The organism is Neoroseomonas rubea, from assembly GCF_016106015.1.
Classification (GTDB): Bacteria; Pseudomonadota; Alphaproteobacteria; order Acetobacterales; family Acetobacteraceae; genus Neoroseomonas; species Neoroseomonas rubea.
In genome coordinates this window covers 1-13,948 of record NZ_JACADQ010000017.1, presented here as the reverse complement: position 1 = coordinate 13,948, position 13,948 = coordinate 1, and the positions used below count along the sequence as shown (strand labels likewise).

At 69.5% G+C, this 13,948-nt stretch carries 13 protein-coding genes; 8 read left to right on the top strand and 5 right to left on the bottom strand.

Annotated features, from left to right (window positions below; all coding sequences use genetic code 11):
- Window positions 1–168 precede the first annotated feature (168 nt).
- Window positions 169–528 carry a response regulator gene (locus HW577_RS03845; protein WP_198374745.1) on the top strand — a complete coding sequence of 120 codons (360 nt, stop codon included), beginning with the start codon at window positions 169–171 and terminating at the stop codon, window positions 526–528.
- A gap of 489 nt (window positions 529–1,017) precedes the next feature.
- Here HW577_RS03845 and HW577_RS03840 read toward each other — a convergent pair whose 3' ends face one another.
- The gene (locus tag HW577_RS03840; RefSeq protein ID WP_198374744.1) at window positions 1,018–1,617 is read right to left on the bottom strand and encodes a helix-turn-helix domain-containing protein; all 600 of its coding nucleotides are present in this window, start codon (window positions 1,615–1,617) and stop codon (window positions 1,018–1,020) included.
- Here HW577_RS03840 and HW577_RS03835 point away from each other — a divergent pair.
- The 7 genes from HW577_RS03835 (at window position 1,610) to HW577_RS03805 (ending at window position 7,338) form a co-directional block, all read left to right on the top strand.
- Window positions 1,610–1,867: a hypothetical protein gene (locus tag HW577_RS03835; RefSeq protein ID WP_198374743.1), complete on the top strand. Its 258-nt coding sequence runs from the start codon at window positions 1,610–1,612 to the stop codon at window positions 1,865–1,867. The genes HW577_RS03840 and HW577_RS03835 overlap by 8 nt on opposite strands.
- A gap of 98 nt (window positions 1,868–1,965) precedes the next feature.
- Window positions 1,966–3,234 carry an efflux RND transporter periplasmic adaptor subunit gene (locus HW577_RS03830; RefSeq protein WP_198374742.1) on the top strand — a complete coding sequence of 423 codons (1,269 nt, stop codon included), beginning with the start codon at window positions 1,966–1,968 and terminating at the stop codon, window positions 3,232–3,234.
- The gene (locus tag HW577_RS03825; RefSeq protein ID WP_198374741.1) at window positions 3,231–4,457 is read left to right on the top strand and encodes an ABC transporter permease; all 1,227 of its coding nucleotides are present in this window, start codon (window positions 3,231–3,233) and stop codon (window positions 4,455–4,457) included. The genes HW577_RS03830 and HW577_RS03825 overlap by 4 nt, the downstream gene beginning before the upstream one ends.
- A complete protein-coding gene (locus tag HW577_RS03820; RefSeq protein ID WP_198374740.1) occupies window positions 4,450–5,193 on the top strand; it encodes an ABC transporter ATP-binding protein in 744 nt (247 codons plus the stop codon). The genes HW577_RS03825 and HW577_RS03820 overlap by 8 nt, the downstream gene beginning before the upstream one ends.
- A 736-nt stretch (window positions 5,194–5,929) precedes the next feature.
- Entirely contained in the window at window positions 5,930–6,499 is a 570-nt protein-coding gene (locus tag HW577_RS03815; RefSeq protein WP_198374739.1) for a lipid-binding SYLF domain-containing protein, read from the top strand.
- A 68-nt stretch (window positions 6,500–6,567) separates the two neighbouring features.
- The gene (locus HW577_RS03810) at window positions 6,568–6,882 is read left to right on the top strand and encodes an ElaB/YgaM/YqjD family protein (protein ID WP_198374738.1); all 315 of its coding nucleotides are present in this window, start codon (window positions 6,568–6,570) and stop codon (window positions 6,880–6,882) included.
- 6 nt (window positions 6,883–6,888) lie between these two features.
- Window positions 6,889–7,338, top strand: coding sequence for a hypothetical protein (locus HW577_RS03805; protein WP_198374737.1), 450 nt, complete (start codon window positions 6,889–6,891; stop codon window positions 7,336–7,338).
- Between the two features lie 37 nt (window positions 7,339–7,375).
- Here the strand turns inward: HW577_RS03805 and HW577_RS03800 are convergent, their stop codons facing one another.
- The 4 genes from HW577_RS03800 to mutS form a co-directional block, all read right to left on the bottom strand.
- Window positions 7,376–8,362 (bottom strand): AI-2E family transporter, encoded by a 987-nt coding sequence (locus tag HW577_RS03800; RefSeq protein WP_198374736.1) that lies wholly within the window; start codon window positions 8,360–8,362, stop codon window positions 7,376–7,378.
- Window positions 8,363–8,500: 138 nt separating this feature from the next.
- A complete protein-coding gene (locus tag HW577_RS03795; RefSeq protein WP_198374735.1) occupies window positions 8,501–9,082 on the bottom strand; it encodes a peptidoglycan-binding domain-containing protein in 582 nt (193 codons plus the stop codon).
- 587 nt (window positions 9,083–9,669) lie between these two features.
- A complete protein-coding gene (locus tag HW577_RS03790; RefSeq protein WP_198374765.1) occupies window positions 9,670–12,420 on the bottom strand; it encodes a [protein-PII] uridylyltransferase in 2,751 nt (916 codons plus the stop codon).
- A gap of 84 nt (window positions 12,421–12,504) precedes the next feature.
- Window positions 12,505–13,948 (bottom strand): DNA mismatch repair protein MutS (gene mutS / locus HW577_RS03785; RefSeq protein ID WP_198374734.1); only part of this gene is annotated, 1,444 nt, incomplete at its 5' end.

Below are 13,948 nucleotides of genomic sequence, written 5' to 3'. Positions count from 1 at the left end.
GTCGAGAACGCGTGCGAATTGATTGATCGGCACGGACACTGCATCCGAGGCGCGGGCCTCTTCAGTGCAAGGGACGCATTCGCGCAGGCGGATGCGCAACGGAGGTTGCTTGAACATCCGACAGGCGCTGAATCTCATTTACGTGGCGGCCCAGGATGGCGCGAGGCGATGACGGCGCTCCGCATCCTCGTGGTCGAGGACAACGCCGTGATCGGCATGCTGCTGGCACGGATGCTGAAGTCGATGGGACACGACGTCTGCGCGGTCGAGACATCCGAGGAAGATGCCGTGGCGGCCGCCATGCGCTGCAGCCCCGACCTGATGATCGTCGACGTGATCCTGAGGCATGGCAGTGGGATCGCAGCGGTCGAGAAGGTGCTGCAGACTCGCCATGTCCCACACATCTTCATGAGCGGCGCACCAGTCCAGCCGGGCAGGCGGGGATGCGTCGTGCTGCAGAAGCCGTTCGGTGAAGCAGACATCGCGACCGCCATCGAGCGTGCGGTCGAGGCCTCCGCCGAAGCCTGAGCGGCGCCGCGTCCGTCATGGCGCCCGCAGGCCCGATGGGTGGGTCTGCCATCAGCGGTTTCCCGACATCCCTGCGGCACGATCGATGCTGCGACTGGCGGCCGTGCCGGGCGGGTTGTCGCGCGTGCCATCGCCCGGGCCGCGGCAACCCACGGCGCCAAGCGCCAGAAGGCCGGTCGCGATGAATGGGAACCGCACGTCTTGATATCCCCCTCTCTGGTGCAAAGGCAGCGCTTCGATATCGAACGGACCAGCCGCCTGATCCCCTGGAACGTTCGTCGAGGCGACACGTCGCACGCCGCGCGCGATTTCGATGCGCGGCGCCGCATTGGGGAGGAACCGCGTGCGCCGACGTGGCGGAGGCACAATCGGCGCGCGAAAACGTGGCCTGGGCTGACGCAGCGGCTCGGTCCGGACCGCACGGAGGGCTGGCCGACCGCAATTGCGATCGCAAGCGGTGCGCCAGCATCGCCCGCCGTTTCCATGTGACTAATGGCCCGATCCAAGGCTTCCCACGAGCTCAAGGACACGCCGGCGCACATTGGGATCCTCAAGGTTGTAGTACGCACGAACCAGATTCAGCGTCTCGCGCCTGTGCGACTTGTCGAGTTCCGGGTCGTTCAGAAATCCGGCATGGCCGTTGCCAAGCGGCACCGCGGACGTCTCGCCGATGCTCGCCGGCATGTCGTCGAAGAAGTACGAGATCGAGGTATCCATTGCGCGTCCGATATCGTGCAGCCGGCTCGCCGAAATCCGGTTCAGGCCTCGCTCGTACTTCTGAAGTTGCTGGAACGTGACCCCGATTGCCTGCGCCAGCGTCGTCTGACTCATGCCGAGGAGATGGCGACGGAGACGGATGCGCGCACCGACATGGGTATCGACGCCGTTCAGGGCGTGCCTGGGCCGGGGGTCGGCGGCCGCGTCCGCAGGCCGCCGGGTCGGTTCGGCCGGGGCCTCGCGACGGGCCGGCTGGGATTCGCCGAGACGCTCCAACCGAAACGGAAGCGCGCTGCGGACGCCCACGCGGTCATGGGGTTCGCGCGCAGGATCCTCGGAGGTGGAGCCGGGCACGTCGGTCGGCTTGGCCATCTCCTTCATCCTCTTTCCCCCGTCCAATCTGTTGCTGCATCCGGCTGTCAACGCCGGGCAGGCACAGGAGGTTTCCCTGCATCGTAAAGTTCTTTCCCTGGCGGCGACCGCAAGGCCGGTGCGAATGTCCGGCCTTGCCGCGATGCTTATTCGGATGTCGGCCATCGGGCGTCGCGCCGTGGACGCGCCGGCGTTCATGCGCCCGCATCGTCCTGGCGATGCGCCCGAACAGGAAGATGAGGAGTCATGATGCCGTCCGACTCAGCGCCGCATCCTCCGGCCTCGGAGCATGATGGCGTCCCGCTCCCGCGAACTGCGGTGACGGCACCCGCCACGGCGGTCGGCCCCTTGGACGCCCGGCCGACGGCGTTCGTGGTGGCGCCCCTTCGCCTCGCGAGAGTCGCCGCTGTGCTGCTGTGGCGTCGGCGTTGGCGCATCCTTGCCGTCCTGGCGCTGCTGGGCGTGGGTCTCTACCTCGCGATCCCCTGGCTGTTGGGACCGATCGTCACGACGCAACCCGTGGTCCGCGGCGTGTTGGTGCAGAGCGTTGTTGCAAGCGGCCGGATCGCGACGCCGCACCGCGTGAACATCGGCAGCCAGATCACTGGCACCGTCGCCTCCGTTCCCGTCACGGAAGGCCAGGCGGTCGCACTTGGCCAGGTTCTCGTCACGCTCGAGGACAGCGAATTGCGCGCCAGCGTCGAACAGGCCGAAGCGGCGGCGGCCCAGGCGGCGGCCCGGCTGCGCCAGATCGTCGAGGTGACGCTGCCCGTCGCGCAGGAGAATCTGAGCCAGGCACAGTCGACGCTGCTCAACGCGCAGCAGCAATACTCCCGGGCGGAGAGCCTGCGCTCAGGCGGCTTCGAGACGCAGGCGCAGCTCGACAATGCGCGGCGCGCCCTCAACATCGCGCAGGCACAGGTGCGGGCCGCGCAAGCCCAGGTCGCCGGCAACGCCCCCGGAGGGACCGACCACGTCGCCGCCGAAGCCGCGTTGCGCCAGGCGCGCGCGAGCCTCCTCGTGGCGCTTTCTCGCCTCGACTACACGCAGATCCGGGCGCTGGAAGCCGGCACACTCATCGCCCGCAACGTGGAGCGCGGCTGGGTCGTGCAGCCGAACCAGGTCCTCATGGTGCTGTCGCCGATCGGGCAGATCGAGATCGTGGTGCAGATCGACGAGAAGAACCTCGGCCTCATCGCCATTGGCCAGCGGGCGGTCGCCTCGGCGGATGCCTACCCCAATCGGCGGTTCCCCGCAGAACTCGCCTACATCAACCCGTCCGTCGATCCGGATCGCGCCGCGGTCGAGGTCAAGCTGCGCGTGCCCGCGCCGCCGGACTATCTGCGCCAGGACATGACGGTGTCGGTGGATATCGCCGTGGCGGAACGGGCGGATGCGCTCGTCCTGCCGGTCTCGGCCGTGCGCGACGCAGCGGGGCCGACACCCTGGGTGCTGCGCATCGAGGAGGGGCGCGCACGACGCCGCACCGTCACGATCGGCCTGCGCGGCCCGCAGCGGGTCGAGATCCTGGACGGGTTGCGCGAAGGCGACCTGGTCGTGCCGTCCAGCGTGGCGGTCGCCGATGGCGGCAGGGTCCGGCCCGAGGCGGCGCGATGAGAGGCTGGCTGCCCTTCGAATGGATCGCCGCCATCCGGTTCCTGCGCGATGGCTGGATGCAGACGATCTTCATCCTCGCCGGCGTCTCCATGGGTGTGGCCGTGATCGTGTTCATGTCGGCGCTCCTTACCGGCATCCAGGCGAACTTCCTCAACCGCGTCCTCAGCGCCCAGGCCCATCTCGTCCTGCTGCCGCCGGACGAGGTCGCGCGGCCTCTCCGCGCCGCAGAAGGCGTGATCCAGGATGCAGTGGTGCAGCGGCCGTCGCAGCGCATCCGCTCCATCGACCAGTGGCAGACCGTGTTGCGGCAGATGCGGGACATGCCGGAGATTGCCGTGGCGACGCCGGTCGCCGCCGGCGGCGCGCTGGCCGTGCGCGGCGAAGCCAGCCGATCCATCACGCTGACCGGCGTCGAGCCGGAAGGCTACTTCCGCATCGTCAAGCTGCCAGCCAGCATCGTGGCAGGGCAGCCCAGGTTGACCAGCGAGGGCATCGTCATCGGCACCGACCTCGCGGTCGAACTCGGCGTGGGCGTCGGCGACAAGCTGCGGGTGACGACGGCCAGGGGCCGCGACGCGACGCTGACGGTGACGGGCCTCTTCGACCTCGGCAACCGCGGCGTGAACGAGCGCAGCACCTTCGTCGCCCTGCGCACGGCGCAGAGCCTGCTCGGCCTCACCGGCGGCGTGACGAGCCTGCAGGTCACGCTGCACGATCCCTATGCGGCGGAGATCCTGGCGCGACTGGCGCATGGCATGACGGGCATCCGCGCCGACAGCTGGATCAGGACGAACCTGCAGTTCTTCACCGCGGTCAACGCGCAGCAGACGTCCAACACCGTGATCCGGCTCTCGGTCGGCCTGTCGGTGGCGCTTGGCATCGCGAGCGTGCTCGTGGTCTCGGTCGTTCAGCGTTCGCGCGAGATCGGCATCCTGCGCGCGATGGGCGCGCGGCGCGGGCAGATCCTGCGGGTCTTCCTGATCCAGGGCGGCGTGCTCGGCCTGCTCGGATCGCTGATCGGGTCTGCCGCGGGCGTCGGCGCGCTGGTGGCCTGGCATGCCTCGGTCCGCCAAGCCGATGGAAGCCCGCTGTTTCCCCTGATGATCCAGCCGCAGCTCTTCGTCATCGCGGCGGTCGTGGCGGCATTGACCGGGGTGCTCGCGGCGATGGCGCCCGCCCTGCGCGCGGCACGGCTCGACCCCGTCGAGGCGATCCGTGGCTGACGCCCTCGCGCCGAGCGAGCCCGAAGTCCTGCGCCTCGATGGCGTGCGGAAGTCGTTCGGCGTAGGAACGCCGCGGGAGGTCGAGGTGCTGCACGGCATCGACCTCGTCCTGCGGCGCGGCGAGTTCTGCGCCCTGATCGGACCCTCAGGATCGGGCAAGAGCACGATGCTCAACCTGATCGGCCTGCTCGATCGCCCGACGGCTGGCGCGCTCTTCATCGAAGGGCGGGACACGCGTGACATGGACGACGCGGCGCTGACGCAGCTGCGGGGCCGAAGCATCGGCTTCGTGTTCCAGCATCACCACCTGATCGGCGCCTTCACGGCGGCCGAGAACGTCATGATGCCGCTATTGCTCGACCGCAACCGCCCGGACGCGGCGATGCGTCGCGGTGCGGAGGCGTTGCTCGACAGGGTGGGCCTGCTCCCCTGGATGGACAGCCGCGTCGGGAACCTCTCCGGTGGCCAGCAGCAGCGGGTCGCGATCGCGCGCGCGCTTGCCATGTCGCCGGCGCTGGTGCTTGCGGACGAGCCGACCGGCAACCTCGACACGAAGTCCGCCGATGGCGTCTTCGATCTGCTGCGGGAAATGAACCGCACGAGCCGCACCACCTTCCTGATCGTCACGCACGACCCTCGCCTGGCGCAGCGCTGCGATCGTGTCATCGAGGTGGTGGATGGTCGGATCGTCGCCGATGACGCCGTGCCAATGCCAAGACGCATCAGCACGTCGTGACGATTGCCGCTTCATGCCACACGACGGTGGCGCGTCGATGCGCCGACGCCCTTCGTACCTGCGATCGCAGGCCCATGGCTCTTCAGGAATGATCGGACAGGGCGGGCCTCTCGAACCGGGCTGGCGTAGAGCCCGCGCGCACGGCTTAGGAGACCCGGTCTGCCTGCGCACCGTGCCATCGGATTGCGGTGCATCAACTTCGCAACCGCGACGATCTTCGAGCGTTGTTGCAGTCGGCGTAACACCGTCGATGGATGACCGCGTGTCCTCCGCGGCAACGGGCGACGAGGCCTGTTGACGCGGAGACGTCGGAGCGACGGATGCCTGACGCCAGAACGGAAGGATCGGTCATGAACAACATTGTCTATATCGTCGGCGCCGTGGTCATCGTGCTCTTCATTCTTGGATTTCTTGGTTTCCGCTGACCGAGACCGCCGCCTCCGGGGCAAGCCGCGCGGTTTACGCGCTGCGATTGGACCACGGCCTCTTGTTGCGGAATCGCAAGACGCCCGCCCGGAGCCCACTGCGACTCCAAGACCGGGGCCGTGACGATCTCACGGCGGGCACGAGGCTCGATCCGACGCTTGGCGATTGCAGGGGCCCGCGCCTTACGACCACGACGCGAAGAATCGCGCATGCGCGAAACTCCCCGGGCCGCCGCGCGTTACCGGTCGGAATGGCAGGGCTTCGCCCTGCCCATTGCGTGGCGCGCTGCGCCACATGCGAGGAGGACGACATGACGCAGTCTACCAGACGAAACCTGCTTCCCCTGGGCGCGGCGCTCGCGCTCGCGCCCGCCATCCTGACCGCCGCGTCGGGCAGGGCACAGGCCGCGACGCGGGCCGAGATCGACGCCGAGGTCGCGAGCGCGCTGCGCACGTTGCGCGCGCAGGAGAACACGCGCCCGCTCTTCGCCGGGGCGAAGTCAATCCTGATTTTCCCGCGCATCCTCAGCGGCGGCTTCATCGTCGGCGGCCAGTACGGGCAGGGCGCGCTCATCGCCGGTGACCGCACGCTCGGCTACTACAATATCGCCGGCGCATCTTTCGGCTTCACCATCGGCGCGCAGGTCGCGGGCCTCGCCATGTTCTTCATGACGGATGCGGCGCGTGCCGCGCTCGATGCCGCGAGCGGCTGGGAGATCGGCACCGGGCCGACGGTCGTGGCACTCGACCAGGGCATGCAGGCGAACATCACCTCGACGACCCTAAGCGAGCCCGTCTATGCGATCAGCTTCAGCCAGCAGGGGCTGATGGCGTCGCTCTCGATCAACGGCTCGAAGATCACGCGCATCCAGCCGGAGTGACCGTTCACGCCATGCCGGCTTCGGCATGGCGTGACCCCCGCCAGGAACACTGACGATCGGAGATATCCATGACCAAGATGGCCGAAACCCCCGGCGTAGACGTCGCGGCTGACCTCGCCGCGCTTCGGCAGGATGTCGCCCGCCTGGCGGAATCCATGACGGCGCTGATGCAGGGCCAGGCACAGGGCGCAGCGCAGCGCGTCTCGGATATGGTCGATGACGCGAAGGCCAGGGTCACGAGCACCGCGGCCGACGTGAAGTCGCGCGTCAACGCGGCCGGCGGCGAGATCGAGGCCAGCATCGAGCGCAATCCGATGACCGCCGTGCTGATCTCCTTCGGCGTCGGGATGGCGCTCGGCCTGATGAGCCGCTCGCGGCACTGACAGCCCATGTTCCGCGGGCTGCATCGCCTCTTCCTCGCCGCGGCGGACTGGCAGCCGCGCGACTTCCTGATCGGCATGGTCGGCGCGGAAGTGGTGACGCTGCTCGGCGCTGTGAGCCTGGGCTTCGGCACCTTCGCCGCCTATGCGCATCTCAGCGCGACGCAAGGACCTGTCTTCGCGGGGGTCGTGATCTCCGCGGCCTATGGCGTCGCGGCGGTCACGGGGGGCATTGCGCTCGCGCGCTGGCATGCGAGTTCGTCGAAGGCGGCTCCCGCCGAGCCGGCACCGCCCGAGAACCTTGAGGCCCTGCTGCGGTCCCTGGCTGGCGCGGGCACGCCGCAGGATCAGATGGCGCTGATCGCGGCGCTCAAGGTGGGGCGGGACGTGTCGCCGATGCAGCTGCTTGCGATCTCGCTGATCAGCGGCTTCTTCGCCGGCCGAACCACGGGACGATAGAGTCGACCGGGCATGAGCCTCGGGGCGCGGCAGCCCCCTAGACTTGGTCTCCGTCGCCCTCCGTCCAACGCAGGATGGCGACGCGGAGAACCGCCTGGAGCGGAGCCGCAAGCGCGATACCGAGCGCACCGAACAGCGTTCCCATCAGCATCTGCATGCCGAGCGCGTGGGCGGGCTGGATGTGGACCGTTCGCCGCTGGACGAGCGGCGTGAGCACATATCCCTCGATGATCTGGATCAGGAGATAGATCGCGATCACCCAGACGACCATGGTCGTGCCCTGCGATGAGGCGGCAATCGCGATCGGGACCGCGCCGACGAAGGCCCCGAGATAGGGGATGAAGTTGAGAAGTCCCGCCAGAAGGCCGAGAACCAGGGCTCCCGGCGTTCCGAGCGCCATCAGCGCGAGCGCGATCGAAAGCGCGACCACGATGATCGTGACCACCTGACCGACCAGCCACCACCGCAGCATCTCGGCCGTGTCGTCGACGACATCCAGCACCAGTTCGCGGCGGTCGCGGGGCATGATGCTCCCGAGCCCGCGGCGATAGAGGGCGGGATTGAGGCCGACGAAGAAGCCAATGAAGAGCATGAGCAGGATATCGCCCGCGGTACCGAGCGCCGAGCGCGCCTGACCGAAGAGGCTCGCGGGATCGGGCAGCAGGATCCCGGCGATCTGCTCGTCCGTGATTCGTCCGCCGCGCGGACCGGGCGTCTGCACGCCCATGTCCGCGAGCCGGTTCCCGATGTTCTGGACCTGGCTGCGAAGGACGCGGTGCAGCTCGTCCCACTCGTGGACGATCGTATAGCCGCCCCAGGCGATGCCCATCAGGATCACGCCTGCCGACAGCGTGCAGACGATGGCAAAGCAGGCGCCGCGACCGAGGGGAAGCAGATGCTGCAGCCCGCGCGTCGCGGCGTCGAGAAGGGCGGCAAGTAGCAGGCCGCCGAAGATCATCAGCAGTGTACCGGCCGTCTGCCAGGCCAGGAACGCGCCCGCCGCGAGGGCGAAGGCAAGGAGCAACAGGCGGAGCCTGGAGCGGGCGCCGTCCCCTGATGATCCATCGTCGGAGGGATTGGCTCCTGCCATCGCCTTTCGAGAGCCTCGAAGCCGCCAGGACGGTCGCGCGCCGTCCGCGGAAGCTGCGGAACTCCCGTTACCCTATTGAACCCGATGCGGTGCGGTGGGGTTGTTCGGATCCAGCCCCAGCGCCTGCAAGGTTGCTGGATTGACCTGGCCGGTCGACTGCAAGCCTCGCCCTTGCTGGAAGCGCTCAAGGGCGCCCTGCGTCCCGGGGCCCCAGAGCCCATCGATCGCACCCCGGTAGAAGCCGAGCGACCGCAGCCGCTGCTGCACGTTTCGAACGGCGGCCGCGCTCAGGATATCCGGCGTCACCGCGGCGGACGACGCGGCGGCGGGGGGCGGCATGGGCCGCGCGGCGAGCAACTCGCCGGGTGCGACGCCAAGCGTCGCGACCGTGGCCTCGTTCAACTGGCCGGTGACCTGGAGGTTGCGCGTCTGCTGGAAGCGTTCCAGCGCGGCCTGGCTGTCCGGTCCCCAGATGCCGTCGGCATGGCCGCCGTAGACGCCAGCCTGCTGCAGCCTCTGCTGAATCAGGACGGTCGCGCCGGGCGAAAGCGCCTGGGTATACAGCAGGACAGCGGAGGCCTGCGCCTGGACGGGCGGTGCCCCCATCGGCATGGCGAAGAACAATCCGACCAGAAGTGCGCGTGACCGCTTCATCCTTCCCGTTCCCTCATGACATGCCGCCCGCGAACAACGACAGGATCGTCGACGGGTTGCATGCGGAACGCGCGAAATGCCTCCCCGCTTCCTACCAGTCGTGGCCCGCCAGGGGGTCTCGGCAGAACTCCGGTAGGAGGTGGAAGTCTTCGAACTCGGCTTGGACCAGTTCCTCCCGATCAAGATCCGCCAGCCCAACGGCAAGCCCATCGGACGCCTGGATGGGCCGGACGTCGCGCCGGGCCAGTGCTTCATCATGAGCCCGCTGGTGCGCTTCAACTTGCTGCTGCCTGGGGAATACATCGGTCCGAGGGGCCAGCGCCGTCGAGACGCTGATGGAAGTGCCGCCCATACTTCGACGAATTGTGCGTCTCGCCCGCGGTGATCGCCGGACGGCAGCTTTGGGTGGATGCCCACTTCACGGGGGGTGAGTTCTCTGTCTCAGACGCGCTCCTCGCCGCAAGCGTGGAGAAGGGGCTGAAGGGCAATGGCGTGAAGAGGGTGAGCGAGGCGGAACGCCAGTCCCCCGCAGACAAAGAAGGTTGAGGGGGGTCCGGGGGGAGAAGTTCCCTTCTCCCCCCGCCCTCTCACGCCGGCTCCGCCGCCGCCCGTGTCGCCACCCCGCCGCCGCCCGGCCGTTCCGCCATGTCCAGCGCCGTCTCCAGCGCGCGGCGCAGCCCGGCCAGCTTGCGTTCGTTCTCCACCTTCAGCCCGAACACGTCCTTCACGTAGAACACGTCCACCGCGCGGACGCCGTAGGTGGTGATGTGCGCGGAGGCGATCTGCAGCCCCTGGTCGCTGATCGCCGCCGTCACGTCGTGCAGCAGACCCGGCCGGTCGCGGCCGTTCACCTCGATGACGGTGTGCGTGTTGGATGCGTGGTTGTCGATGACCACGCGCGGCGGCACCGTCACGGCGCGCAGCCGGGCGGGTTCGCGCTTCAGCTTGCGGATCTCGTCGCGCAGCCGCAGCCGGCCGGACAGTGACTGTTCCACCAGCACGGCCAGCCGCGCGAGCCGGTGCGGCGCATCGAAGGCCCCGCCCTGCGCGTCCTGCACCCAGAAGGTGTCGAGCGCCATGCCGTCCGTCATGGTGTGGATGCGCGCATCGACGATGGTCGCACCCGCGACGGCCAGCGCGCCGGCGATCTTGCTGAACAGCCCAGGATGGTCGGTGCAGAAGACCGTCACCTCCGTCACCGCGCGGCTGTCGAGCACGCGCGTGCGCACGGTCAGCGGTGCCTTGGCTTCGCGCGCTTCCTGGATCATCGCCGCGTGGCGCGCATGCGTCTCCGGGTCGAAGGACAGCCAGTAGCCGGGGTAGCCGAGGTCGAGGAAGGCATCGACATCCGGCTTCGGCCGGTCGGCCAGTAGCAGCGCGGCGGCTTCCTTGGCGCGGGCGACGCGGACGTCGCGCTCGGGCACGGACAGTCCGCCGGCCAGGACTTCGGCAACGCGCCAGTACAGCTCGCGCAGCAGGGTCGCCTTCCAGCCGTTCCACACCTTGGGCCCGACCGCGCGCATGTCGGCCACCGTGAGGACCAGCAGCAGACGCAGCCGCTCGGGGGACTGCACGACTTCCGCGATGTCGAGGATCGTCTTCGGGTCCTCGATATCGCGCTTGAAGGCGGTCTGGCTGATTAGCAGGTGGTGCAGGACAAGCCAGGAGACCGTCTCCGTCTCCTCCGGCGTCAGGCCGAGCATCGGGCAGATGGTCTGGGCCAGCTGCGCGCCGATCTCGCTGTGGTCGCCGCCGCGGCCTTTCGCGATGTCGTGAAGCAGGACTGCGACATAGAGCGCGCGGCGGGATTGCAGCTGGCCGATCAGTTCGGATGCGACCGGCGCGACTTCGCCGAGTTCGCCGCGTTCCAGTGCCGCGAGCACGCCGACCGCCTCGATCGTGTGCTCGTCCACCGTGAACACATGGTAGGTGTCGAACTGCATCAGCCCGACGATGCGCTGCCAGTCCGGCAGCAGGCGGGAGATCAGCCCCGCCTCGTTCAGCATGCGCAGCCAGGTGGCCGGGTCGCGCCCGGTCAGGATGTCGAGGAACTCGGCACTCGCCTCGCGTTCCCCGCGCAGCCGCGCGACGTGCCGCGCATGGCGGACGATGGCGCGGAAGGCGAGCGGATGGATCTCGAGCCCCCGGTCGCGCGCCATGCGGAAGATGCGCAGCATCAGCACCGGGTCGATGGTGAAGTCGTGGCCGGGGGCGGCGATGATCTTGCCGTCCGCCAGCGCGAAGCCCGCCTGCGTCAGCGCCTTGTCGGATGAAGGAACGACCGCGGGGGGGCCGAGTGCCGCACGCTCGATCGCCGGTTCCAGGATGCGCGTGAAGCGCGCCACGTCGCGCACGGTCAGGAAGAAGTGCTTCATGAAGCGCTCCACCCCGTCCTGCAGCCCGTGGCGCGTGTAGCCCATGCGGGCGCCCACGACGGGCTGTAGGTCGAAGGTCAGGCGCTCCTCCGCCCGGCCGGCGACCAGGTGCAGGTGGAAGCGGACGGTCCAGAAGAAATCCCAGGCGCGGCGGATGGCACGCGCTTCCTCGGCCGTCAGCAGCCCGCCGCCGGGCGTCGATGGCCCGACCAGCTCAGGCATGCGCTGCACGTTGAAGGCATAGCGGGCGAGCCAGTAGAGCGTCTGCAGGTCGCGCAGGCCACCGCGCCCTTCCTTCACATGGGGTTCGACCAGGAAGGGGCTTTCGCCGTAGCGCGAATGGCGCTGCGTCCGTTCGGCGCGCTTGGCCGCGAGGAAGGGCTTCAGCCCCCATTCGGCGCGGGCGGCGCGGAAGGCGGCCTCGAAGCGGGTGAAGATCGCGGCCTCGCCCGCGATGTGCCGCGCATCGAGCAGCGCGGTCAGCACCGTCGCGTCGCCCTTGGCGTCCACGATGCAGTCGGCGCGGGACCGCGTCGCATGCCCGACCTTCAGGCCGAGGTCCCACAGCAGGTAAAGCATGAACTCGACCGACTGCTTGCCGCGCGGGCCCATTGCGCCGTCGGTCAGGAACAGCAGGTCAATGTCGGAAAAGGGCGCGAGCACGCCGCGCCCGTAGCCGCCGGTCGCGACCAGCGCCCAGGGCTTCTCTCCCGCCGCGGGCGGCAGCATCGCTTCCGTATAGGCGTGGATGCCGGCCATCACGGTGTCGGTCAGCGCGGCAAGCCAGCGCGCGGCGGCGAGGCCCGAAAGCTCATGCGCCTCGAAGGCCTGCTGCACGCGGTTCTGGACGCGGCCGAGATGGCGGCGCAGCAGGGTCACCGCCTCCTCCCGTGGCAGGGGGCGCCCGCGCGGCATGAGATCGGAGAGAAGATTGGCCAGGACCACGGGCGGTTCGCCCACCATCCGGGCCGGCCGCGGTGCGGGGCCCTCGGCGGGTCCGGCGGTCGTTCCGGGATCGTCCAGGGAGGTCATCGTGCGGCAGACTACCTAGTCCGCCGCCTCCGCGACAGGCCCCAGCAGAGATTTCAGCCGGTAGAGCGCATCGAGCGCCTCTCGCGGGCTGAGCGAGTCCGCATCGAGTTCTTCCAGCGCCCTCAGCGCGGGATGGTCCGCCGCGGCGGGCAGCACCGCAGGCGCGGGGCGGGCAAACAGGGGCAATTCCTCCGACAGCGGGTCGAGTCCGCGCGCGCGGGCTTCCAGGGCCTTCAGCACCTCCTGTGCCCGAAGCAGCACCGGGCGCGGGACACCGGCCAGCCGCGCGACATGCACGCCCCAGGATCGTTCCGCGGCACCCGGGCCCACGCGATGCTCGAACACCACCTCTCCCCGCCATTCCCGCACCTGCATGGTGGCGGGGGCGAGGTCCGGCAGCTTGCCGGCAAGCGCGGTCAATTCATGGAAATGGGTGGCGAAGATGGTGCGGCATCGGATGCGGTCGTGCAGCGCCTCCAGCACCGACCAGGCGATGGCGAGCCCGTCCCAGGTCGCGGTGCCGCGCCCGACCTCGTCCAGCACCACCAGGCTGCGCGCCGTCGCCTGGTTCAGGATCGCCGCCGTCTCGGCCATCTCGACCATGAAGGTGGACCGCCCGCCGGCAATGTCGTCCGCCGCGCCGACGCGGGAAAACAGCCGGTCCACCAGCCCGATCCGCGCCGCATCCGCGGGGACGAACATCCCCGCCTGCGCCAGCACGACGGCGAGCGCGTTCTGCCGCAGGAAGGTGGACTTGCCGGCCATGTTCGGCCCCGTCAGCAGGCAGAGCCGCCCACCGGGCGAAAGGTCGCAGTCGTTCGGCACGAAGGCCGGCCCCCGCGCGCGGGCGAGGGCCGCTTCCACCACCGGGTGCCGCCCGGCGGCGATGGCGAAGTCGGCGCGATCGGCGATCTCAGGCCGGCACCATCTGCCATCGGTGCCGAGTTCGGCCGCGGCCGCGTGCACGTCGAGTTCCGCCATCGCGGCCGCCGCGGCGGCGAGGGCGGGTGCGGAGGCAAGACACAGCCGCTTCAGGTGCTGCGCGACGGCGCGTTCCCGTTTGCCCGCCTGTTCGCCCGCCTCGGCCACGCGCCGGTCCAGTTCCGCCAGCGCCGCACAGGTGAAGCGCATCGCATTCGCCATGGTCTGGCGATGCACGGGCGCCATCGGCCCGTTCTTGGGCGCGGCGCGCAACAGCTTTTCCCCCGCCGCGGCCGGCACTTCGGCGAGGAAGCCGAATTGCTGGTGGTGGCGGATCTTCAGGCTCGCTACGCCCCAGCCCTGGGCGAGTTCCATCTGCAGCGCCGCGATCGCCTCCCGCGCACCGGCCGCCAGCCGCCGCAGCGCGTCGAGCTCGCCGTCGTAGCCGGTGGCGACCAGGCCCCCATCCTCGAGCCGCGCGGGCAGCGGGTCCGCCAGCGCGCGGGCAAGTTCGGCGCGCGGGCTGTCCCCCGGCACC